This is a genomic window from Mycobacterium sp. NTMscope_MAC_12, assembly GCF_976985675.1.
The window spans coordinates 1365243-1388807 of the sequence record NZ_CDRJYY010000001.1; the positions used below are offsets into that span (position 1 = coordinate 1365243).

24 protein-coding genes are annotated in these 23565 nt (G+C 63.5%); 19 read left to right on the forward strand and 5 right to left on the reverse strand.

What is annotated here, in order from left to right; genetic code table 11:
• Positions 1-131 precede the first annotated feature (131 nt).
• The 5 genes from AC0KS4_RS06405 to AC0KS4_RS06425 are packed head-to-tail and all read right to left on the reverse strand — an operon-like array spanning position 132 to position 6379.
• The gene (locus AC0KS4_RS06405; protein WP_238957605.1) at positions 132-1766 is read right to left on the reverse strand and encodes a PEP-utilizing enzyme; all 1635 of its coding nucleotides are present in this window, start codon (positions 1764-1766) and stop codon (positions 132-134) included.
• On the reverse strand, positions 1763-3277 hold the full coding sequence (locus tag AC0KS4_RS06410; RefSeq protein WP_238957606.1) for a pyruvate, phosphate dikinase: 1515 nt from the start codon (positions 3275-3277) through the stop codon (positions 1763-1765). Before AC0KS4_RS06410 ends, AC0KS4_RS06405 begins: the two co-directional genes overlap by 4 nt.
• Positions 3274-3891 carry a hypothetical protein gene (locus AC0KS4_RS06415; RefSeq protein ID WP_238957607.1) on the reverse strand — a complete coding sequence of 206 codons (618 nt, stop codon included), beginning with the start codon at positions 3889-3891 and terminating at the stop codon, positions 3274-3276. The genes AC0KS4_RS06410 and AC0KS4_RS06415 overlap by 4 nt, the downstream gene beginning before the upstream one ends.
• A 53-nt stretch (positions 3892-3944) precedes the next feature.
• Positions 3945-4862 (reverse strand): DUF7065 domain-containing protein, encoded by a 918-nt coding sequence (locus AC0KS4_RS06420; protein WP_238957608.1) that lies wholly within the window; start codon positions 4860-4862, stop codon positions 3945-3947.
• A complete protein-coding gene (locus AC0KS4_RS06425) occupies positions 4859-6379 on the reverse strand; it encodes a PEP-utilizing enzyme (protein WP_238958012.1) in 1521 nt (506 codons plus the stop codon). The genes AC0KS4_RS06420 and AC0KS4_RS06425 overlap by 4 nt, the downstream gene beginning before the upstream one ends.
• Positions 6380-7502: 1123 nt before the next feature.
• Here AC0KS4_RS06425 and AC0KS4_RS06430 point away from each other — a divergent pair.
• The 19 genes from AC0KS4_RS06430 to AC0KS4_RS06520 all read left to right on the forward strand — a co-directional run bounded on the left by AC0KS4_RS06430 (position 7503) and on the right by AC0KS4_RS06520 (position 23552).
• On the forward strand, positions 7503-8330 hold the full coding sequence (locus tag AC0KS4_RS06430) for an ABC transporter permease (protein WP_051019718.1): 828 nt from the start codon (positions 7503-7505) through the stop codon (positions 8328-8330).
• Complete coding sequence (locus AC0KS4_RS06435) at positions 8330-9181, forward strand: MlaE family ABC transporter permease (RefSeq protein ID WP_051019720.1); 852 nt, start codon at positions 8330-8332, stop codon at positions 9179-9181. Before AC0KS4_RS06430 ends, AC0KS4_RS06435 begins: the two co-directional genes overlap by 1 nt.
• Positions 9182-9230: 49 nt before the next feature.
• Positions 9231-10304: an MlaD family protein gene (locus AC0KS4_RS06440; protein WP_232065577.1), complete on the forward strand. Its 1074-nt coding sequence runs from the start codon at positions 9231-9233 to the stop codon at positions 10302-10304.
• Entirely contained in the window at positions 10301-11305 is a 1005-nt protein-coding gene (locus AC0KS4_RS06445) for an MlaD family protein (protein WP_041784874.1), read from the forward strand. The genes AC0KS4_RS06440 and AC0KS4_RS06445 overlap by 4 nt, the downstream gene beginning before the upstream one ends.
• Positions 11293-12273, forward strand: a complete 981-nt coding sequence (locus tag AC0KS4_RS06450) for an MlaD family protein (RefSeq protein ID WP_014384271.1) — start codon at positions 11293-11295, stop codon at positions 12271-12273. Before AC0KS4_RS06445 ends, AC0KS4_RS06450 begins: the two co-directional genes overlap by 13 nt.
• Positions 12274-12392: 119 nt before the next feature.
• Positions 12393-13361: an MlaD family protein gene (locus AC0KS4_RS06455; RefSeq protein ID WP_238957609.1), complete on the forward strand. Its 969-nt coding sequence runs from the start codon at positions 12393-12395 to the stop codon at positions 13359-13361.
• A complete protein-coding gene (locus tag AC0KS4_RS06460; RefSeq protein ID WP_080587999.1) occupies positions 13358-14353 on the forward strand; it encodes an MlaD family protein in 996 nt (331 codons plus the stop codon). Before AC0KS4_RS06455 ends, AC0KS4_RS06460 begins: the two co-directional genes overlap by 4 nt.
• Positions 14350-15303, forward strand: a complete 954-nt coding sequence (locus AC0KS4_RS06465; RefSeq protein WP_014384274.1) for an MlaD family protein — start codon at positions 14350-14352, stop codon at positions 15301-15303. Before AC0KS4_RS06460 ends, AC0KS4_RS06465 begins: the two co-directional genes overlap by 4 nt.
• Before the next feature lie 36 nt (positions 15304-15339).
• The gene (locus AC0KS4_RS06470; protein WP_014384275.1) at positions 15340-16023 is read left to right on the forward strand and encodes a hypothetical protein; all 684 of its coding nucleotides are present in this window, start codon (positions 15340-15342) and stop codon (positions 16021-16023) included.
• A gap of 183 nt (positions 16024-16206) precedes the next feature.
• Positions 16207-16710 (forward strand): hypothetical protein, encoded by a 504-nt coding sequence (locus tag AC0KS4_RS06475; RefSeq protein ID WP_014384276.1) that lies wholly within the window; start codon positions 16207-16209, stop codon positions 16708-16710.
• Between the two features lie 211 nt (positions 16711-16921).
• The gene (locus tag AC0KS4_RS06480; RefSeq protein WP_014384277.1) at positions 16922-17212 is read left to right on the forward strand and encodes a hypothetical protein; all 291 of its coding nucleotides are present in this window, start codon (positions 16922-16924) and stop codon (positions 17210-17212) included.
• Between the two features lie 67 nt (positions 17213-17279).
• Positions 17280-17702, forward strand: a complete 423-nt coding sequence (locus tag AC0KS4_RS06485; RefSeq protein WP_041785496.1) for a hypothetical protein — start codon at positions 17280-17282, stop codon at positions 17700-17702.
• A complete protein-coding gene (locus tag AC0KS4_RS06490) occupies positions 17699-18226 on the forward strand; it encodes a hypothetical protein (protein ID WP_238957610.1) in 528 nt (175 codons plus the stop codon). The genes AC0KS4_RS06485 and AC0KS4_RS06490 overlap by 4 nt, the downstream gene beginning before the upstream one ends.
• 97 nt (positions 18227-18323) lie before the next feature.
• Entirely contained in the window at positions 18324-18593 is a 270-nt protein-coding gene (locus tag AC0KS4_RS06495) for a hypothetical protein (RefSeq protein WP_232065579.1), read from the forward strand.
• 68 nt (positions 18594-18661) lie between these two features.
• Positions 18662-18979 carry a DUF732 domain-containing protein gene (locus tag AC0KS4_RS06500; protein WP_014384280.1) on the forward strand — a complete coding sequence of 106 codons (318 nt, stop codon included), beginning with the start codon at positions 18662-18664 and terminating at the stop codon, positions 18977-18979.
• Between the two features lie 60 nt (positions 18980-19039).
• Positions 19040-20110: an ABC transporter ATP-binding protein gene (locus AC0KS4_RS06505; protein ID WP_238957611.1), complete on the forward strand. Its 1071-nt coding sequence runs from the start codon at positions 19040-19042 to the stop codon at positions 20108-20110.
• A 65-nt stretch (positions 20111-20175) separates the two neighbouring features.
• On the forward strand, positions 20176-21321 hold the full coding sequence (locus tag AC0KS4_RS06510; RefSeq protein WP_014384282.1) for an LLM class flavin-dependent oxidoreductase: 1146 nt from the start codon (positions 20176-20178) through the stop codon (positions 21319-21321).
• Positions 21322-21534: 213 nt separating this feature from the next.
• Positions 21535-22470, forward strand: coding sequence for an oxidoreductase family protein (locus tag AC0KS4_RS06515; protein WP_014384283.1), 936 nt, complete (start codon positions 21535-21537; stop codon positions 22468-22470).
• The gene (locus AC0KS4_RS06520; protein ID WP_238957612.1) at positions 22467-23552 is read left to right on the forward strand and encodes a TIGR03857 family LLM class F420-dependent oxidoreductase; all 1086 of its coding nucleotides are present in this window, start codon (positions 22467-22469) and stop codon (positions 23550-23552) included. The genes AC0KS4_RS06515 and AC0KS4_RS06520 overlap by 4 nt, the downstream gene beginning before the upstream one ends.
• The last annotated feature ends 13 nt before the right edge of the window (positions 23553-23565 follow it).

A 23565-nucleotide genomic window follows, 5' to 3' on the forward strand; every position in this document is an offset into this window, starting at 1 on the left:
TTCGTCAAGCAAGAGCGCCGACTGGACAAAATTTGAAATGCGTTGACGCAAAATAGTTTTCGTACACGTCGGCGGTTTTCGGCGAACGACGGCAACGAGGCGAAACGGACGGGTGTCCGTCCTTGAAGCGGTCAGCCGTTCACGATGGACGGACGATCCTCGAGTACCGTTACCGTGCCAAGGTCGCCATCGACCCGAATGAGTTGCCCGTCGCCGATGCGCCGACTCCCGTCCTCGGTCCCGCATACACAGGGAATGCCGAGTTCACGCGCCACGATGGGCCCATGGCTGAGCAATCCGCCATGGTCGGTGACCACGCCGCCGGCCACGAGGAACAGCGGCACCCAGGCGGGATCGGTGGTCTCGCAGACGAGGACGTCGCCGTCATCGAGCTCGATCTCGTCGGGATCCCGCACGATGCGAGCGCGGCCCTCGACCACACCGCCGCTGGCGGCGACCCCGGAGATCGCCTCGCCCGTCGCCAAGCGGGTCCCGGGACCGTCGGCGATGGACACGAGTGTGGGCGTCCCCGTCCACGACTTCGGCAGTCGCAGCGATTGACGGCGCGTGTACTGAGCAGCGCGCTCGGCGACGAGTTCCCTGTGGCTACTGAGGATTCCGCCCATCAGAGCGTCATAGCGCACGTGGAAGACGTCTTCGGGATGGTCAAGGGCGTTCTGGTCGGCGAGCAACTGGCCGATCCTGCGCGATGCCGCCCTCGCGACGTCAAAGGCGATGAGGTATCCGGCCTTGCCCTGCTCCCGAAGGGCGAGATAGCGCGCGGCCACCTTGACCAGGGTGCGTACGGCGGCGCGCTTGGGAGCGGGCATTTCGCCCACCAGCGTGTCGAGGGCTTGTGCGCGAAGCGCCGTCTGTGCAGCGCTGCGCGCACGCGGGGCGCGGGGGCTGTCGGCGGCCACGGCGCGATAGTCGGCCATGCGTGCAAGGATCGGCGCGGGGTCCTCGCGCCAGGTGACGCCGGAGAGTTGACCTTCGTTCGGACCGTGATAGCCGTGCCGATCCATGAACTCGCGCTGGGTGATTCGCTCGTGCGCCAGCGCCCACAGATCGTGCGCGACCTCGTTCTCGTCGGAGCCGACGCCGGACAGCAGTGCCGCTTCGAGTCCGGGGTGACCCGCGTCCCGGGCGACGTGGGCCACCTTCTCGGCCAGCGACGAACTGACCATTGCGACACCCATGTGGATGCTCATGACGTCCTCGAAGCGACGTCGGGCATCTTCCAGCGTGGATCGGCAGTCACTCTCGTCGATACCACCGATGATTGCTAGTTTCCTTTGCCGCCATGCCCGCAACTCGGCGAATATCGCGTCGTGCCGCTGGGGAGTCCGCCACAGCCAACGCGGAGCTTTCGCGACGATGAACGGGTACCGTGTCACCGTATTGGCATCAACGGTCTCGGGCCGGACGTAGCCGAACAGTTGCTGCTCCACGGCGCTCGCGGTGGTTCCCGGCATCCGGTTGGCGATCTCGCGAAACTTGTCGATGTTGCCGGCGCCCCATCCGTCGAACACCGTCCAGAAGCAACCTTCGACATGGTCTGGCACTCGGAGTTCGGCGGAGGAGTAGACCCCGAGGTCATAGAACATTCGTCGGAACGCCATCTCCATGGGCGCGAAGACGAAGCTCAAACCCAACGTCGTGAAGACCCCCGGAAACGCTTCGGCGACATTGCCCGTGGTCCAGGTGAGGTCGGGCGGAGGCGACGGAGTGTCCAACGTGTCGAGCATCGAGTCCACAGTGGTCATCGCGTTTCCGTCCGCTCGCGCCGCCGTCGCATCAAGGTGATGACGTCGGTCGCCGGATCGTGGTCGGCGACTTCATCGCGCAACCAGCCCTCCAGCGTGCGCATGTCGGAGTCGTCGGTCGCCACCGCGGGGCGCACGGGCAGGGCGCCGCCGTGCACGGTGCCGGTGTCGGCGTCCACCGTCACGACCTTCCCTGCGAGTGCGGTGACGGTGTCGATGCCGCAGCCGACGACGCACGGGATGGCCATCTCGCGACAGACGACTGCGGCGTGGGAGGTCGAGCCACCCAGTTCGGTCAAGACGGCAACCGACGCCGACATGGCGGCGACGTCGTCGGGATCGGTGGTGGGCCGGGCGAGGATGACCGACTGGCCGTCGTCGGCGAGCCTTTCGGCTTCGTCCGCGTCGATGACCACCACACCGGTCGCGATGCCGGGGGACGCCGGCTTGCCCGACGCGACGGGGGGAGCGGCCGCGACGCTCGCCGGATCCAGCACGGGGCGCTGGAGGGCACGCACCTGATCCTCGGTCACGCGGTCGAGGGCCTCGCTGCTGGTGATTACGCCATCGCGCTCGAGTTGCACGGCACAACGCAACGCTGCCTGCGGGGTTCGCTTGGCCGCCCTGGATTGCAGGAGCCACAACGTTCCCGATTGGACCGTGAATTCGATGTCTTGCACGTCGCGTCCGTGGCGCTCCAGCACGCTCGCCGCTGCGAGGAGATCGTGATGCACGGAAGGCATCGCCGTCAGCAGATCATCGAGGTGCTGCGCGTCGGCACGACCCGACACGACGTCCTCGCCCTGTCCGCGCGTGAGCCACTCGCCATATGGCTTTGGGTTGCCGCTCAACGGGTCTCGGGTGAACAACACGCCAGTCCCCGAACGATCGTCGAGATTGCCGAACACCATGGCTTGAACGGTGACCGCGGTCCCGCCATCGTCGGAGATGCCGCGGGTTTGCCGGTATGCCTTGGCGCGCTTCGAATGCCAGGAGTCGAGAACTGCACGGATGGCCAACTCGAGCTGCTGCCAGGGAGATTCGGGGGGTCGGACGCCGACGACCTTATCGAACTGTTCGTTGAATCTGCGCCGGGTGTCGGCGGCGTACTCGGCGTCGCCGGTCTCGGCGGCAAGGGCGTGCTCGATGGCGAGGGTCATCCCGAGGTTCAGGATGGTGTCCATCATGCCCGGCATCGAGGTCGCCGCGCCGGATCGCACCGACACCAACAGCGGCCGCTCGGCCGATGCGAAGCGGCGTCCCGTGCGTCGCTCCAGCTCCGCCATGGCGGCCCTCACCTCGTCGAGCACGCCGGAGGGAAGAACCCGGCCGCCGTGGTGGTACTCGCGGCAAACGGCGGTCGTCAGCACGAAGGCCGGTGGCACCGGGATGCCCAGCGACAGCATGTGCTGCACGCTCCAGGCCTTGCCTCCCACCTCTTCTCGCGTCAACTCGCCGCCTTCGACCAGGAACTGAACGCGCGAGGTCGCCGTCTCGGCGGGCGGTGTCATTCGGCCCTCCCAGCGGCCGCTTCCTCGGCGCGAGACAGGCCGGCCAGCCCGATGAGCTCCTCGTGTAGTTCGAACCACACCGTGTGGTAGCTGTCGGCCAATGGCTTGGCGAACCACGAGTGATCACCTGCACCAATGCGAGTCAGAGCGGCATCGAACCGGGCCGGGTAGTGCCCGAGCCGCGGGGCGGCAGCGACCATCTTGGACAGCAGTGGCCGAAAGTCCGCGTCGAGCCGAATGAGGTCGTCGATCACAGCACCGTCGTACTCGGCGTCGTTGTGATCGTTGGGCACGTCTTCGTCCTTGAGTTGCCAGCGGGTCATCAGACCCTTCAGTGCGCCGTTGGGCCCGTCGAATTCCTCGTACAGGCCGAGCACACGTTCCCGGTCGATCGTCTGCCGCTCGACGGCGAGACCGTCGGCGAGCGCCTGCCGTCCACTGGCCGACAACTTGAGCCGCCCGCGTATCTCTTCGGCCTCGCCCCTCGCAATCAGGTCCGCCACGATCGTGGTCGCTCGGTCGCCGTCGAGCCCGGCAGCAGCCGGGAGATCCGCGGCCGGGATGCGTCCCTTCAATCGGAGCGCTTGGAGTGCCCGAATGCGTTCGGTGTCCATCGTCGTGACTTCCTCCCTTTATGCGTGGTGTGGGTGTCCGAATGCGACTGTGGTCAGCACACCCGGTGTACGACGCCTTGTTCGACGAAGCCCGCTCCGTGCCGTTCATGGCACCGCAGGGTCATGAAGTCGTCGTACGTTCCGAATGCGGGACCATCGGTGTCGCGCCCCATCGGCACGAAGAACCCCGCGCGCCGCGACGTCGCCTCGATCGTCTCGACTCGGCCGTCGGCCATCTCGAGAGTGGCTGCAAGGAATTGCGCAGCGGCGTTGCGGCGGAACTTAATGTCGGTGATCAGGACGCCCCCGGCGTCGTCGACCCAATATCCGTCCGAACGCAGCGTGCCATCCGACCCGAGGAACTTCATTGCCGACACGAAACCGCCGTCGATGACGCACACCAGGCCGGCGTATTCGAGCCACTGTGCCGCCTCGTCACGGAATCCCCAAGTGCGATCCCGCATCCCAGTCGCTTCGACCGTCCACGTGTCTCCGTCGGCTTGGACGGTTCCCGACAGGGTGCAAGCCTGTTGGAAGTGTTGCAGCGGCTTGCCCGGTACAAGGGGCGGGATGAGCTCGTTGATGCTGAAATCGGCCGGCGTCCACAGCGGTGCGTTGCCGAACCGCGCCTTCAGGTCCCGATGATCGACGGCGATGGTGCCGTCCAGCCCGAACGACATGGACTGACTGGCGAACGAACCCGCGGGCAGTTCTTCGATGACCTCGAACACTCGGCCCTGGAGACTGACCGAGAATCGTGCGCGACGTGCCTTGTCGTCGTTGGGCGACGTGGAGACGTGCATGGTTCCGTAGACGTTCGAGTCAACGTCCCAGAAGGAGAGGTACGCGTTGTCCTTCCACGTCGGGTCGTCGGGCCCCGCGGCGTCGGCATGCACGGCGGTGGCCAGCGGTCCCCACGCCGCCGCGCCGCCAGCACTCGGAGATGCATCGCTGTTGAGGAGGCCGGTCATGATGAAGTCCTTTCGTCGTCTGTCGTCGGGTCCATGGCCCTGCGGAGTAGTTCGATGGTTCCCGCCGCACCGTCGATCCTGATGAGATCGCCCGTACGCAGCACACTGGTGCCGATGCCGGTGTTCATCACGCACGGAATGTCCAGTTCGCGGGCCACGACAGCGGCGTGGCTCATCAGGCCGCCGATGTCGACGACCAGTCCGGAGCTCAGGAACATCAGTGACACCCACGACGGGTCCGTCGTGCGGGCGACGAGGATGTCACCGTCGTCGACGTCCGCCTCCGCGGGATCGTCCACCACGACCGCACGGCCCTTCACGACGCCTGCGCACGCGCCTACCCCGGACAGGGCGGAGGTCGGCCGCACCTCCGTGCCCCCGTCGGCGATTCGAGGCACCGGCTGCCCGGTCCAGGCGGTGGGGAGCGTCATCGCCTGATAACGGCGCCGCAGTTCGCGCCGCTCTGCGACGACGGCCTTAATGTCGACGGCGGGGTCGGCGGCGAACGGACCGCTTAATTCGTCGATCGTCAAGTACAGCGTGTCGTCCGGCACCGTCAGCCGCCCGGAGGCGACCATCAACGACCCGAGGTGTCGCGCAGCGGCGCGGAGCACGTCGAGGCACTGCAGATAGGACACCTTGCCGGTACCGCGCAATGGGATGTAGCGCCGGGCGAGGCCCAGCACGCTCCGCGATCGAAGCCGGCCCAGCGGCCCGGACGCGGAGAGCAGCGTGCGTTCGGCCCGCTGCCGCTTGTCACGGTGCGTAGCGGTGTGGGCGCTCGGCGACTCCGTGTCCGGTTTCGCCTGATAGCGCCGAACCAAGCTGTTCACCGCGGCCGGATCCTCCCGCCACACGCGGGTCTCAAGTTCACCCTCGCCGGGACCGTGGTAGCCGTGCCTGAGCACGAACTGCTCGACGTCGAGATTTCCGCGGGAGACCGCCCAAAGGTCGTCCAGGACGGCGCCCTCCTCGTGCGAGGCTCCACGCAGCAGTACTGCGGCGTCCACGCCGGCATGCCGGCAGACGGTGGCCAGCTGCTCCTGGAGCGGCTGAATGACCGTGGCGGATATGACCGCCTGTGCGGCGAGCGCATCGAAGAATCGATCCCGTGCGGCGGCCGCGACGCGTTGCGCCTCCTCGTAGCCGAGATCGGTCATTCGGCTCGTCTCGGCCCGCCACCAGGTGTCGATGTCGCCGCGCAGTCGCCTGACCCGCCGGCCGATGGTGGCGACGGCGCGCGGGTAGCGGATCAGGATGTGTGGCAACCGCCTGACAGACGGTCGGCTGTGGAAATCCTCCGGTACGAACCCGAAGAAGTCCCGCGAGAGCGCCTCGCCGGACTGTCCTGGAATCAGATCGCCCATCTCGCATAGGAAGTCCACGCGCACCGCCATGCGCCCGAAGAAGGCGTTGGTGATGCGGTCAGCGGGATCGGCTGGAATGCCCCCGAGGTCAGCGGGCAACGCACCCATCGCCAGGAACGGCTGGCGCAGACCGAGTTCGCTCGCAGGCACCCAGACGCTGGCGCACAACGGCGTCATCACACCGGGCACGGCTTCGGCCAGGTTGATTGAACTCCAGGTGGCGGTCGGTATCGACATCGCGTGAAGCGCGTTGGGCGTGGTGTGATCCAACGCCGATTCCGAGCGCATCCAGACTCCGATCACTTTTCGAACCTGAAATAAAAACGAAGTCTACGGTGTGTACTTGATTCGCCGCAACCTGCGTTAGGTGGGCCCTCCAGCGACGAGGTTTCTGCGCTGCGAGCACGCCGACCAGAGCCGGCAGAAGTCGACGATCGTCGACCGCCCAACCGGGCCCGGCCTGACCGAACGATCTTGCCCAGGCGCCGCGCAACGGGATTACGGGAAGTTCGAAATCCCGACGAGCGAGGGTGGCACCGTCGGTCCCGCTCTCGCGTCGCGAGAATGCGTCGCCTTCCAGACGTCCCGAAGAGGCAGATTGAGAGCCCAAGTCGAGTCTCCACCGGCGGTGCGATCGGCGAGCGCCCGATCCGGCGTCTGCGAGGGCGGCACGCTTCGCCCAAGGGCTCTGAAGGGCGTCGCGTCCGAACCGCCGCTCGCCGTTGGGTGCGGATGAGACACCGGATGACGGGAGTTCCGCTGGCGCACAACCACTGCGGGAAGACCGGTTCGACGTGTCCGCGAACACCTAGTTGACCCGGAGTGACTCAGCTCATACTATGGGCGCGGTCATGAGGCCGAACAAGCTTGTGTTCTATGGTGTCGGGCTAGCTCGTAATTCGAGCAACTTCGCCACGGCGGGGGCGGAACAGCGAACCCTGTCGGGTCCGGATGGAAGGTCGGGGAATCAAACGATGGGCAGCGCGATTGTGGGCGAATCGGTACCCACACGTCACCGCAAGGTCGGATTCCGCGAAATCCGTTGCGTCAGAAAATTTTTTGGCATCATAATTTATTTTGAATTAGAAGAATATTCGTTGGTTCTACCCACGCATCGTTCGTGGTCGAGAACCGTCCAGGATGGGGTGGCGACACCGGCGTCCTCGACTCGACTTGTTGTTGCGCCTTCGACCACGCCGGCGGCCGCCGGATGGTAGGGATCGCAACTCCACCTTCGGTATCCGAACGGTCGGTCGGTCACGAGCCACCACGGATGCGGTGGTCACAAACAGCTGTCGGACGAAAGGTCGCGGAACTCGGCGCCGCTCCCGGCCGAGCTGCAGGCACCACCGGCCGCGGCATTCATCTCGCCGTCTCGGTGCTCCGCTACGCCTTGCAAGACACACTGACCCTTCGCCTCCCCGTCGCGGAGTTCCTCTGGCAGGCGTGGACCCTGCTGAAAGTGACCGCGACTCCAGCCGTGCTGATGGCCATACCGATCGGCGGAATCGTCACGGTCGTGACGTCGGGACTCGTGGCCGAGGTGGGCGCGACCGCACTCCTCGGCGCGGCGAGCGGCGTAGGCGTTCTACGTCAGGGTGCGCCCGTCACCGCAGGCCTTTTGATGGGCGGTGCCGCGGCCTCGGCGATCGCGTCGGACTTCGGAGCGCGTGCCATTCGAGAGGAACTCGACGCGATGCGCGTGCTCGGCGTTGACCCCGTCCGGCGTCTGGTAGTGCCCAGATTCCTGGCGCTACTGCTCATCGCGCCTGTCCTCACCCTCGTCATCATCGCGTCCGGCACGGCGTCGGCGTATCTGCTGTCGGTCACGGTGAGCGATGTAGCACCTGGGAGCTTCTGGAACTCGTTCGGGACCTTCGCCAAGATGGTCGACGTCTACTTCGCGATTGCGAAGGGTCTCGTCTTCGCGGCCATCGTGGCGGTCATTTCGTCAATGCGGGGAATAGAGGCCAAGGGCGGTCCGCGGGGCGTGGCTGACGCCGTCAACGCGGCTGTCGTCATCAACGTCGTACTGATTCTCTTCGCGAATTTGATCATCACCCAGATTCAGACGATGTTCTTCCCCACGGCGGTGGCGTGATGTCAGCTCCTTCTGCCGTCCTGGGGCGGACGCGTAAGGCAGCCGTTGGGTCGGTCACGACACCGCTGCGAGGGTTTGGACAGTGGACGTTATTCATCGCCCAGGTGTTCTGGTACCTACCGCTGACGGTTCGCAAGTACTACCGGCAGACATTGGCGGCGACACTCAACATGGCGTGGGGTCGGGGGTCGCTGATCGTGGACGGCGGCACGATCAGCGTTCTGCTGATCCTGGGTGTCGCCACGGGTGCCTCGCTGGCCATTGAGGCGTTGGCGATTCTGAACATCCTGGGGTTCGGGTCGCTGGCCGGCATCATCGGTGGTATTGGCGCAGTTCGCATCCTCGGACCCATCGTCGCCGGAATCGCTTTCATGTCGCAGGCGGGTACGCGCATGACGGCCGAGATCGGGGCGATGCGCATCTCAGAGGAGATCGACGCCGTCGACTCGATGGGCTTGCGGCCAATTCCATTCGTCGTCGGCACCCGGTTGATCGGCGCACTCACGACGGTCGTGCCCGGCTACCTTCTGACCCTTTTGGGGGTCTTCTACACGATGGAGGCGGTGGCCGTTCTTTTCAACGGTCAACCCGGAGGTACCTACACCCACTACTTCGTGCAGTTCCTGACGCCGATCGACCTGCTTTATTCGGTGATCAAGCTGAGCATCTACTGCGTCGCCGTGACGTTGATCCACTGCTACTACGGCTACTTTGCCTCGGGCGGGCCGGTCGGAGTGGGCCAGGCGTCGGGACGTGCCGTGCGCGCGAGTCTGGTCACGATCGTCGTCCTGGACTTCCTGACAACCGTCCTTCTGTGGGGCATCAAGCCCGTGTTCGTGTTCAAAGGATAGTGGCCCACACATGCTAAGAGGTTCCACTCAACGCCAAGAACGGGTGTTGATGACCATCGGCGCCGCCGTGGTGGCCTGTATCGCCCTAGTCGCCGCCGCCATCGTCACGAACCCGTTCGGTGGGAGAGCCAAAGGGACGTACTCCATTTCGATCATCACGCCGTACGTCGGACAAGGCGTCGAAACCGGCACCGCCATCGTCCTGCACGGCGTCAAGGTTGGTGAAGTCACGAACGTCACCAACACCGCCGGCGGAAAAGTCCAACTTGCGACGGAATTGCAGTCACAGCCGACCCGCGGCCTCACCGACGCGATGAACATCGACTTCCGGCCCATCAACTACTTCGGTGTCCCAGGCATCAACCTGGTCCCGAACTCGGGCGGCCACGCGCTTCGCGATGGTAGCCGACTCGCTCTACAGCCGACGGGAAACTTCACCCTTTCGGAGCTGCTCAATAAATTGGGGGACGTCTCGGCGAGTTCCCTTACCCCACAGCTCATCAGCGTTATCGAACGCGTCACTCGCTACACCGATGCACTCAACCCGACAATCGAAACGGCTGTGACGGTGACAAGAGCGGTCGATGCCGTCCAAACGGTTCCCACCGAACAACTCCTCACAAATCTGTCAACGTCGATCGCCGCGTTCCCGGCATTCACCGACGCGGTGGTGGAGGCAGGCACGAGAGTGGTCAGATACGACTACTACCCCGGTCAAGCAGTGCAGGACCCGGCCACCTCCGGCCCAGTGCTGCAGCGGCCCTACGTAGTTAATGCGAAGACACCCAATATCGGCGATTTGTCTCCGGAGTACTTCCACGATCACTGGAAGGTCACCTTGGACCTCATCCAGAACGGTCTCTTCGCCGCAGTCGGCAAACTCGTCGGCAGCCACGTCGATGACCTGACACCGCTGATCAGCGGAATCAAGGCCATCACCGATACGGGACCGGTCTTGCTGCGGCCGGACGACGTCGCGCAGAAGCTCGCAGAATTGCGTGATCGCTTCCAGAAGCTCTACGCGGGAAACGGTGACCAGCGCGCGGTTTCGGTCCGAATCCTGCTCGACAGCCTTCCCGGAGTAGCCGCGCCGCTGGCAGTCACCACGGAGGGAACGCCATGAAACCATTGGCCGCAACCTGGCGCATAGGCGTAGCACTCGCCCTTGCGGTGGTCCTGTTCATCCTGCTCGCCAATACCCTGACCAATCCGGTCGCTGTCGACACCCGCGCGTACACAGCGGATTTCACGGACGCTTCCGGGCTTCATCCCGACGGCGACGTACGTGTCAGGGGTGTCCGGGTGGGGAAAGTGAAGTCCGTCGACCTGGCGAGGATCAATGGACAGAACGTCGCACGGGTTCAGATGACCTTGGACCAGAAGTACGGCGTGGTGGGGATCACGAGGCTGGCCATCAAATTCCAGGCCCTCACCGGTGTCCGCTACATCGACGTCACCAATCCCGCAGAGGGGTACCGCACCGGCGACGTCGTGACGCAGATACCGACGTCGATGACTCAGCCCTCGTTCGACGTGACAGCCCTTTTCAACGGCTTGCAACCCGTGCTCGCCACGTTGAGTCCAGAAGAGATCAACACCTTCACCGCGAACGCGGCATCGTTCCTGACCGGCGATGGAAGTGGACTGAAGCCGCTACTGGACAGCATCCGGAGGCTGACCGAATTCGTCTCGGAGCGCCAGCAGGTGGTGGCGACGTTGATCCAGAATCTGTCGAACATCTCCAAGGGCATCGGAGGCACGTCCGACAAGTTCATCCACCTCGTCGACCTGGCGAATCAGCCTATCGACGGTGCCCTGACCATTCTGGACGAATTCCGTAAGGACCTCGTGTACAGCAAGGACTTCTTTGATCCCACAATTCGATTGCTCCACAACGCCGGCTTCAGGAACGGAGTCAATATTGATGAGGCGTTCGACCGCGCATTCAGTAATCTCGACAACTTCTTCGACGCGTTCAAGTTGGTGCCGGTGATCAACGAGAACATCCCACCGCCCGGCAACGAAGGAACAGAGATCGAGCCATGTTCGCGCGGCAATTTCCAGCTACCGGAGACGATGGACGTGCTGCTCAACGGACAGCGGGTGGTGCTGTGCAATCGCTGAATCTCGGAAAGCTCGCGCGCAATCAGACCGCCTGGGGCTTCGCGGCGATCGCATTCGCCCTCGTCGTGGCACTGGTGCTGGCGTACATCTACTACAACACCCCCGGTACCAGCAAGATTGTCACCTTTTACACCGACGATGCGAACGCGATCCGTACGGGAGACGAGGTTCGAATGGCCGGGATCAAGGTGGGGACGGTCACCAATCTGAAACTCGAGCCGAGCCAAGTCCTGGTCACCGCGAAGATCGACGATGACGCTTTCGTCGGTGATCAGTCCCAGATCGACGTGCGAATGCTAACCGTCGTCGGCGGCTACTACGTGAACATCGCTTCGATGGGCAGCACCGCTCTGGGCTCGCGAACCATCCCGCGATCGCGGGTGATGATGCCATACAGCCTCATTCGCGCCCTCACCGATACGACCAAGATCACCGACAACGTCTCCACGAAAGCCATCAACGAGTCTCTTGACCAGATTTCGCAAGGCTTGTCGGGCACGAATGTGCAAGTGATCTCCACTGTCATCGACGCCGGCAACGAGTTGATGTCCACTGTGGAACGACAACGAGGCCAAGTCACGAGCATTCTCAACCTGTCGGATGAATACATCAGGGCGTTATCCAACTACCGCGACAAATTCGCTCAACTCGTCCGGAAAGCGTCGATTCTGACCCAGACCCTGGTGATCTACGACCACGGCTTCTCCAACACGATCCAGGGCCTCGGCGACGTCCTCCTCGCGTTGAAACCACTCGGCGATTTCTACGAGGCGCACAGTCTCGAATTTATCGAGAAAGTGCGGAACTTCCTCGAAAGGGGTCGGTTGTTCATAGAACACAACGGCGTGACGATCAAGGCGCTGCGGCGGGTTCAGAATCTGTTCGATCGGGTGCTGAACGCTCAGAACGCGCCACCGGGTCTCTTGGCGACCGACATTTGCGTCCCGGTTCCGGGGAGCGCGTGCTGATGTCCATGCCTCAGATTGTCCGGCGCGCGTTGCCTGCTTCCGTCGCCATTTTCATGGCGCTGAGCAGCGCCTCGTGCACCACTTCCGCGACGTCGGAGTCCGTCGGGTACTGCGCGATCATGCCCGACAGCGTCGGGCTCTACGTGAACAACCCGGTGACCCACCTCGGCTACCCCATCGGCAAAGTCTCCGCGATCACCCCATCGGCACAATCGGTCCGAGTGGATTTCACCATCGACGGTGGACGGGCGATCCCGAAGAACGCAAAAGCTGTTACCCGGTCCACGACCATTCTCGCCGACCGAGCTCTGGAACTCGTCGGTGACTACGAAACCGGTGCGCACATGTCCCCCGGAGGGTGCATACCGCTCAACCGGTCGCTGACGCCGAAGAGCCTGTCCGAAGTGATCGGATCGTCGACCAACTTCATCAACTCCATGAACCCCGCGGGATCGGACAACATCGGCCGAGTGGTCGCCGGCGTCGATCAGGCGGTACACAACCAGGGGCCGAACGCGAACAAGCTTTTGACCACCACGTCGTCGGTACTGGACTCACCCGACCAGGCCATCGGCGACCTGGGCTCCATTTCCGCGAACCTCACCCAGTTGACGACCATGCTCGTCGACATCAATCCGACGCTTAAGGGAGTGTTCGACGACGGTGCCGTCTCCGTATCGCGAGAGGTAGCCGACTCCTTCAAAGGCGCCACCGACGCGTTCGAAGGGCTCCTTCCGATCATCGAGGCCGCCTCGGCCATCGAGAGGGAACTCGGTCCGCAGATCCAGCAACTGCTCGATGCGGTCTCGGTCATGCTCAGGAAGCTCAGCCCCCGCGCGCCCTACTACGCCAGCCTGCTCAACGTGGCGCCTCGCGTGATCAACGGACTCATCAACCTCGCCAACAACCACGAGTTCACCCTGCACTATCGGCCGCCGATGTATCGGCTCCGCACCCCCAACGGAGTTGCCCAATGCAACATCATGAACGCCTCGATGCCGGGTAGCTGCGCGAACGTCAAGGGTACGCCGTACGCAGTGGACGTCGCGTTACTGCAGTACGTGCTCACCGAGGCGGCGAAGCGATGACGACGCGCCTCCGAGCAGCCATCGCCGCAGCCGCTTGTGCCGTGACGCTCACCTCGTGTGCGTCCCTCAACGTCAACGCGATACCAGCGCCGGGCGCCTCCTACGACGACGGTTACGACGTCGTGATGCGCTTCGCCAGCGCGCTGAACCTTCCGGAACGGGCGAAGGTGGTGCTCGATGGCGTGACCGTCGGCGTCGTGTCCAAGATGTCGCTCACCAAGGACAGCGTCGACGTCACCGCGCGGGTCGCGCACGGGGTAACCATCCCGTCAAACATCCATGCCGTACTGCAGCAGGCCACCGTGCTCGGCGATATCTACGTGGCCCTCGAACGGCCGCCGGCGAACGACACGCCGGCGCCCGCAATCAAAGCGGGCGGTGTCATTCCCGTAGCCCAGACCACGTCCCCTCCGCAGTTGGAGGACACCATCGCCAGCCTCGCGAATTTCGTCTCCAGCGGATCGATTCAGCGGGCTCAGAACACGATCATCCGGCTGAATCGAGTCGTGCCGTCCAGCGACGAGGTACGAACGCTGACCGCACGTGTCGAGACCGATCTATCCGCGCTGTCGGCGAACATCGACAGAGTCGACCAGCTACTCGACGGCGTGTCGAAGACCGCCGCCGTCGTGAACGGTTACATTCCCCAACTGCAATACTGGTTCTCGCCGACGGGGCAACGCGGCTTCGATCAGACTGTCGCCGTTTCGAACTACATTGCGACCGTGCTTCCGGGATTCGGCAGCATCACTCTCGGCGGATACTGGTTGGTCCCCCTCCTGACTTCGCTGGCAGACGCAACGGGTGCGCTGCAGCTGTCGAAGGTGGCCGGCGAAGCCGAGATACCAAAGTACCGGCGCTTGTTCACCGACTACTTCCTTCCCGCCGACAAATATCCAGCCATCAACATCACCTCGATAGTCGGGCCCGACGGGCGTGAACTATCCGGAAACGTCCAAGATGTACTGAGAATCCTCGGGGCGACGCCATGAATGCGGTGAGATTGCGCGACGTCGTGTCCTATCTGGCATTCGGCGTCATCATCACGATAGTGCTGGCCTACTTCTGGTCGCTCGGACTGCGGATCGGCCCACCCGATGACCGAACCAATTTGACTATGGACGTTCCCGAGACGAACGGACTGGTCGTCGGATCAAACGTGCTGCTGCGTGGCGTACCGGTCGGCAAGGTGACGGACACCCGGACGTCCGTCGCCGCCGCGACGGTCGGCTTCTATGTCGACGGGCAGTACCGGGTACCCGTGGACACGGAGATACGGTTGGAAAACCTGTCTGCGCTGGGAGAGTCGTACATAGAGCTGACGCCTCGCAGTGACGGCGGGCAAATGCTGAAGAACGATCAGCACATTTCGAGCGAGTCGGTGATTCAGCCGCCGTCCATTTCGGAGTTGGCCACCAGCGTGGTCCGAGTGCTGAATCAACTCAATCCCGACGCCGTCGGGCGCATCATCAGCGAGTCAGACACCGCTCTGCCGGATCCGAATGTCGTGCTGCCCAACCTGTCACGGGCGAGCACCCTCTTCAACAACATGATCAACGACAGGCACGGCCAAGGGCGCGTGCTGCTCGGCAACTTCCAGACATTGCTCCGGAACGCCGAATGGGTCAACCCCGACCTGCTTGCGATTGTCCCCAACGGCATCGACACCGGTGTTTACTGGCAGGACTTCTTCAAGCACCTGCCGATGCTGTTCAGTCGCGATATGCCCCAAGGCATGAGAAATCTCAACAATCTCGTTGCGCGAATTCAGGGCCTGCTGGACACCAATGGCGGCGATTTGAAAGTACTGGGCGAGGCGCTGCAGCCGAAGCTCAACGACATCGGCGCAACTTTGATGAACTTCGACAGCGGGCAAATTCTGGATCACTTCCTCCAGCAAGTGCCTGCTGAAGGAGCCATCACGCTGCGTGTGAGGCCGTGACTCGGCACCAGGGACTCCAAGGAGAAAGGTTGGAACATGAGCATCAGTGACACCGAAGCAAAGGAAGCGTTTGGACCTGAGGGCGTCACCGCTGCCGACGAGTCGGATGCGAACGCCACTGCGGGCGAGACGAAGTCACGCAAAGTGGCCGAAGCGGACACCAAGGCGGCCGACGATGTTGCGCCCAAACGGGAACGAAGGTCGGTGTCTATCAGTCTGCGCGGTCTGATCGGCGCAGTCGTGGTCGCGGTACTGGTGGTCGCCGTGGGCGTGTTGAGTTGGCTGTACCTGGATGCGAAGCATCAGCTCAACGTTCAGGCCACCCAAGCGGATAACGCCGCCCACGCTGAGAAGGTCGCACTCGACTACGCGGTGAACGCGGCGACAATGGACTTCAAAGACATGCAGGGCTGGCGTGTCAAACTCGTCGCGGGAACCAGCCCCGAACTCAGCAAGAAACTCTCCGACGCCGGCACCTCCATGGAACAGGTGTTGGTGCCCCTGCAGTGGAGCTCGTCCGCAAAACCCTTGGTCGCCAAGGTGCGATCCGTCAATGGGGGCATCTACGTCGTGGACAGCTTCGTCAGCGTGCAAACGAAGACGGTACAGGCGCCCGAAGCGTTGCAGTCGACGGCCACCTACAGCACGACCATCGACAGCAACAAAAACTGGCAGATTACCGATGTCGGCGGAATCGGCTCGGCCATGGGATCCAAGTAGCAACATGCCGACAGCGAACGAATCGAGGCGGCGGCCGTGACGTCAATAGCTGGAATACGACGCCATATCGCGGCCGTGGGATGCGCAGTGACCATCTCGGCGATGGGCGTTTTGACGGGACCACCGGCAGGGGCGGATCCCAATGATCAGATCCCCCTCCCCGAACCTCCCCCTGATAGCGCCGTGATCACTCCGTTACCCGTCATCACGCCGAGGGCGTCGAACTGGGCCCCGAAGTATCCCTTTCCCTACGACCAGATCCGGGACCGGGTCACGGGTACCGACATCAGGGCGATGGGCGAGATGTGTCAGTGGTACTCCGCTCAATACGCAACTCTTCGCGCCCAGATCGACCGGTTGCAGTTCAACCGGATCGGCCCGGACGACCGAGATTACGATTACACCAGGGGCAACATCCAACAGCAGGTCGACATCGTCTCCGGCAACATCAGTCAAGCCGTCGACTTCCTGGGACCGCGGGCGCAGTCACTGACTCAGGCGCAGAACCCATACGGGGACAACTACTTCGCGATCTACGAGGGTGAGGCCTTCTACAAGCTCTGGGAGCAGTTGTCGAACGTCAACAACGGGATTCTGGCGCATCAACCCGCCTGGTTCACCGGGCCGTCGGTGCAGAAGGCGAAGCGATGGGGTAGCGACATCCACCGCTCCCACGTGTGTGATTAGGAGAGGTGCGGTGCGCATTGACGAGAGGTCGGACTTCCGGTTTCGCATGCCGAGCCGGCGCGTAACGGCGGCTTTTGCAACGGTATTCACGACCGTCGGGCTTGCCGGCGCGTCGCCCTGTGCGGCGGCGGATCCGACTGAGAGCCTGAGGGCCGCTCTAGTGGCAGCGCGTGGCGCCGCTTCGTGTGGTCCACTGCGGTCGGATCCCACGGTGGACCAGGCGGCGCATGGCGTCAACAAGTCGACGGATGTCTGGCTCGACCACACTTCTCGCGCAGTTCCCGAAACCGATGCGGTTCCCATATTGCGGGATCTCGGTTACGCAGCCGACAAGGCGGCGATCCTGTCGAGCGCTACGAACGACGTGGGCACTGCGGTAAAGGCCCTGATGCTCCAGGGCTACGCCAAGATCCCGGATTGCTCGTACACATCGTTCGGCGTGGCCACGACGTACAACGCCAAAAAGGAGATCTTCCTGATGACTGCAGTGCTTGCTGGTTGAAAGCGCTCCCACCAATGCTCGGACCTGTCCGTCTGAACTTGAGAGGCGCCACGTGAAGCACATTTCGTTGACTGCAATCTTGGCCGTCGGCCTCGGCGGTTTGCTGCACGCGCCGGTGGCGCGCGCGGAGGATTTGGTCACGTACGACATATTTTCCGAATCGGTCGGTCAATTGGCGGGCGTCGAATACCGCGACACGTCGGGGAAGCACCTGCTACAGGACGTGCCGTTGCCGTGGACCCTGACCGTCCCGGTGGTCAAGGCGACGAGTTCGACGGCGGACGGCGCCGAACTGCGCGCGGACTGGCGACCGGACTTTCGTACAGCGGCAACCGTCGGACGAGTTCTGCAGGGCCATTTCGTGACGGTCCGCATCTCGAGAGGAGGGGAGACGCTCTGCGAGAGCATCCTCGACGTCGGAAACGCCACCTGCTACGGGAACGTTCCGCACACTGCGGAAAACGAGTCGTCTCCGGGAAACCTGCCATGACGGCTCGGTGTTGGCCCAGAGTCGGCTGGGTTCTTCGTGGGCTGGCGGTGATTGGATGCGCGATCGCCCAGTTGTTCGCCATCCCGACGGCATCGCACGCCGAGCCGAACGGGGGCGACCCGTCCAGTCCATTCCCGGCAACGTACTTCATTCTGCGTTACTACGACAAGGTAAAGTTCGACGACTATTTCACCAATAGTGCTGGGGGAGTGTGGTTTTTGACCCCGCTGGGACTTAACTGCGGAATCTGGGATAGGGGGGCCTTCGGATGCGCCGGAGACATTCGCGGTGCGCCGGGGACGACGAACATCGGGTGGGTCAGTGGACAGATCCGCATGCGCACCGATCCGGGCTTCGCCTTCCTGACTCCCCCTGGCCGGGGGGAGCGAGAGCTGCCCCCGCGCAGTTACATCGAGTACAACGGGACGACGTGCGCGACCATGGCGGACACGAGCACCTACTGCTCGCGTGGTCAGTTCAGGTTCTTCGTGACACCGACTCATACCTGGCTGAGTCCACAGTGACGACCAGGTCAAGAGTTCAGTACGAGCCGTGCGGAAGAAGGGCGCAAGTGAGGAGGACGAGGTGAACCGACGAAAGGCCTTGGCGGCAGGGCTTTTAGTGACATCGGCAGTCGAGATGATCGGTGCCCAGTCCGCGCACGCCGACCCGTTGACCCCGCTGACCCCCAACGAGATCCAGTACCTGGAGCAGGCCCACAAGGTCTTGGCCATGACGCACGACCCTATGGCGTTCCGTGGCGATGGGCGGCTGTTGACGGACGGCAGGTACGCCTGTGACAGACGGCCTACCGGAATGATCGGAAGTTCGGGCACCTTTGTGAACCCGGCGCTGACCCAGTTGGCGTTCATCTACTTGTGCCCGGAATGATCGGCCACTCCCGCATATCAACGGTCAGATCGCATCTCAGTGCTGTAACCCAGGAGAACGGAACCCCAATGCGAACGTACGTTACGATTCTCGGTTGCCTCGCAATCGGATTCACACTCGCATTCCAGGGTGCACCGACGGCGCAGGCCGACGAGGACAGTTTCGTCAAGTCCGTCCAGGCGATCGGCTTCCCCTTTGCTCCAACGAATCTGAAGTCCATTGCGCAATCTGCCTGCAACATGCTCAGTTACAACAACCGGCCTCCCGACGAGATAGAAGCGCGGATTCTGCGGTACACGAGGGTTGAGCCCGGCCAAGCCCACGAGTTTTTCGTCTTGGCGGTCAACGAGTTCTGTCCTCAGTACGCGGGTGTCGTCGGACCGTGACCGGCGTCAGCGCCTTCTCTCAGCACACATCAGGGTTCAAGTACAAAGTGAGGATTTTGCGTGGGTATCGGTATCCAGGTTGAAGGTCTGACGAAATCGTTTGGTTCACAGACGATCTGGGAGGACGTGACGTTCGACCTGCCCGCCGGGGAGGTCAGCGTCCTGCTGGGGCCGTCGGGTACCGGCAAATCGGTTTTCCTGAAGTCATTGATCGGGCTGTTGCGCCCGGAGCGCGGCTCGGTCGTCATCGACGGCACCGACATCCTGCAGTGTTCGGCCAAGGAGCTCTACGAGATCCGCACGCTGTTCGGCGTGATGTTCCAGGACGGCGCGCTGTTCGGTTCGATGAACCTCTTCGACAACGCGGCCTTCCCGCTGCGCGAGCACACCAAGAAGAAGGAAGGCGAGATCCGTGACATCGTCATGGAGAAGCTGACCCTGGTCGGGCTCGGCGGCGACGAGAAGAAGTTCCCCGGTGAGATCTCCGGCGGTATGCGCAAGCGCGCCAGCCTGGCCCGCGCCCTGGTGATGGACCCGCAGATCATCCTGTGCGACGAGCCCGACTCCGGTCTGGACCCGGTTCGTACCGCCTACCTGAGCCAGCTGATCCTCGACATCAACGCCCAGATCGACGCCACGGTGCTGATCGTCACGCACAACATCAACATCGCCCGCACGGTGCCGGACAACATGGGCATGCTGTTCCGCCGCAAGCTGGTCATGTTCGGCCCCCGCGAGGTGCTGCTGACCAGCGACGAGCCGGTCGTGCGGCAGTTCCTCAACGGCCGCCGCATCGGGCCGATCGGCATGTCGGAGGAAAAGGACGAGGCGACCATGGCCGAGGAGCAGGCGGCGCTGGACGCCGGACAGCATGCGGGCGGTGTCGAGGAGATCGAGGGCGTGCCCCCGCAGATCGTCGCGTCGCCCGGCATGCCCGAGCGCAAGGCCGTCGCACGTCGCCAGGCCCGGGTGCGCGAGATCCTGCACACCCTGCCCAAGAACGCCCAGGAAGCCATCCGCGCCGACCTCGACGGCGGCGACCGGCATGAAACGTCGTGCACCAGAGCGAGTGGCGATAGCGACGACACCGCCCCGCTACAGCGGGTCCTATCCGACCTTGGTCCAAGCTAGGGCGCGCCGCTGCCACTGCGATGGCTCGTCCAATCGAGAAACACCTATGTGTCCAGGAGTGTTGTATGACCGTCAAGACGTCGATCCCATTGATCTCGGATCGATTCACGCATCCGTCGGCGTTCGCTGCCCAGGCTCAGGCAGCAGCGCAGAGCGGCGTGGTGGACGAGCTGTTGGTCTGGGATCAGATGACGAATTTCTGGCCGCGCCAGCTGTGGTCTCCGGAGGAGTCGCCGATGGCAAAAGTGTTGCCGGACATCGATTCCTACGCCGACGCGTTCGCCGTAAGCGCCTACGTTCTGGCCTCCACGCCGGACCTTGGGGTGGCGATCAGCACGGACGCGATCCGCCGCGGACCGGCGGAGATGTTCCAAACGATGTCGACGCTGCAGAACATGACCAACCGGACGGCGATGGTCATGATCGGCGCGGGGGAGGCCAAGCAGGTGACGCCGTTCGGGTGGAAGCGCTCGGAAGGCATCAAGCGACTCGAGGACCAACTAAAGACCTTCCACGCCTTGTGGAACGCCACCGAGCCGGTGACCCGAGACGGCAATCACTGGTCCCTCAAAGATGCTTGGATGGGATCCGCTCGCGGTACGCGGCCGCAGGTATGGGTGCTCGGTGGCGGACCGAAGCTTCTGGACCTTGGCACGACGTACGCCGATGGGATGGCTGCGATCGTGCCGTGCGTGTTCCCCACGCCGGAGGCGTTCGAGGTGTCAGTGGATGCCCTCAAGACCGACCTCGCCGAGAAGGGCCGCGACCCGGCGGATTTTCACTTCGGCATCTGGTTCATGGCGCTCGTGCACGAAGATCAGGAGATCATCCAGCGAGCCTTGGCCAGTCGCTTCTTCCGGTGGATGGCCGGAATCTACGGCCGCCTCGAGATGCCGGCGTGGCGTACCGAGGGCTTCGAGCCGCCACTGCCCGACGACTGGCATTACGCCACGAAACTGTTGCCCGTGAAGTGGTCCGACGGTGAGGTGAAAGAGTTGCTCTCGAAGGTCACCGACGAGATGGCCGCGCGATCGTTCGTCTACGGAACGCCGGCATCGGTGGCGGCTCAAGTCCAGCCCTACGTCGACGCTGGAGCTACCTGGGTCAGCGTATGCGACATCTTGCCTCTCGCTCTCGAGCCTGAGGATGCACAGAAGGGTCTCGCCCGCAGCCTCGAAATCTGTTCGCGTTTAAAGAATGCGACGGCGTGAGTGTCTCGGCTTCCCTCAGCTGCGTAAGGCGTGTCGAGATGGCTCGAAACTTTTTCGCTTCATTCGAAGGGCAGGGACATGAGTGTCAATGAAACGCTCATCCGAATGGACCGAGCTTGGCTCGACGCTGTCCTACGGGACGGTGGGCACCACCAGAGCAGTATCACCGATCTTCGCGTTGAAGCCGTTGCCATCAGTGGCGCAACGACTGACATGGCGCGGCTGCGCATTACCTACGCCGACGCCGACTCAGCGGGACCCGAATCGCTCGTCGCGAAGATTCGTGGCTCGAAACCAGTTCAGGTGCAGATGGATCGAGCGATGGGTTTGTTCGACCGAGAGCGAAAGTTTTACGCCGACTTGGCGACTCGCGTCCCGGTGCGCACCGCGGCCCTGATGTACGCCGGCGACGGCGACACGACCCCGCTCATCCTGCAGGACCTGGGAGAGCTGCGGATGGGAGATCAGCGCCGCGGGCTCGAGGTCGACGATGCCGCTGCCATGATGGACAGCCTCGCCGCATTGCATGCCGCGTTCTGGCAGTCGCCCGAATTGGACGCCGATTGGCTGGTGTCTCCGACCGAGGGCGTCTACAGCCAAACGATCGTCCAGGTCGTCACCAGCGGTGCCGCCGGGCTGGTGGCACGTTTCGCGGGACGCGTCGGCGACGGCACGCTTGCGGCGGTTGCCGACGCGGTGCAGAACTGGAACCACGTGCTGCAGGGCTGCGCGGAAGGCCCTCGCACGCTCACTCACAACGACTGTCGGCTCGACAACATCTTCTTCGACGACGCTCCGGCATCCGGCACCGTGACTCCTTACCTGATCGACTGGCAAGTCCCTGCTGTCACGCGTGGCACCCAAGACGTCGCCAACCTCCTGGCTGGATCGATGGACACTGCTGACCTGGAACGGCATTGGGAGAGCCTGCTCACGCGCTATCACGACGGGTTGGTCGCCGGCGGTGTCAGCGACTACACCCATCAACAGTGCGTTCAGCACTACCGGCAGAGCATCATCTATCCCCTCGGGCAGGGGTTGGCGATGCTGGGAGCCCTCGACACCGGCGACGGACGCGGCCTCGGCGAGATCAGCGTGCTGCGTTGCCTGAAACACATCGAGGCACTCGACGCGTTCGAAACGCTATGATCGACGATCTCAGCGCCTTCATCATCGCTGGCCGGGTGCGGGCGAATCCGGGTGACGGACCCGAAACCGCTGCTAGAACACCACGCCAGGGCGTCCAAGACGGCGTCGATGCAGAAGTCATCGGTTTCCGTCGGGTGTTCTTGTCGGAGCGGTGGAACCTCAAGGAGGCGGGCGCTCTCCTCGGCGGCGTCGGTGCCCGGACGTCCACCATCGGCCTTGCGACCGGCGTCATTCCGCCATCGGGTCGCCACCCACTTCATGCCGCGTCGTTCGCATCGACGATGCAGGCCGCCTACGGGCCGCGGTTCGTGCTGGGTCTCGGCCTGGGAGGAGGCGGGGCCGACACGATCGTCAACGGCAAAATTCGCTCGGCGAGCTATTCCGCACTACGTGATTACGTCGGCATCATCCGTGCGCTGTGGCGCGGCGAGAAGGTCGAATACGACGGACCCGCAGGCACATTCGCCCCCATGTGCATGGACGATCGACACGACGGGCCGGATCCTGAGATCTGGTACGGATCTTTCGGCATGGAACGAGGTGCACGGCTATCAGCGGAATGCATGGACGGCGTGCTCCTCATCCCGAACCTCACGCCTGACGCGACGTACGAGTCGGTCGTGCGAATCCGCACCGCCTGCGAGCGAGCCGGGCGTGACCCCGCCACGCTGCGCATCGCGCAGAGCGTAGTCACCGCGCCGCAGCTGTGCGACTTCGAGACGCGACAGATCTGTCACGCACGCGCACTCACCTACTTGCAGACACCGGGCTGGGGAGACACCCTGGTCAAGATGAATGGCTGGTCGACGGCCACCTTGACCGAGATTCGTTCGCACGCCCAGCTTCAGGGTCACGACACGATCGCCGACAGCGTCTTTCACCGAGCCGAACTCGCCGAGCCGGCCAAATTGGTGCCAGACGAGTGGATGTACGACTCCTGTGCGATTGGATCCGTCGAGGCATGCGCCGACCAACTGCAGCGCTACCGAGATGCCGGAGTCGACGAAGTCGTGACCTACGGATCGACGCCCGGACAGAACCGCCCGCTGGCCAGCGAATGGTATGGACGGAGCTCGGTGTGAACCGGGGATGCGG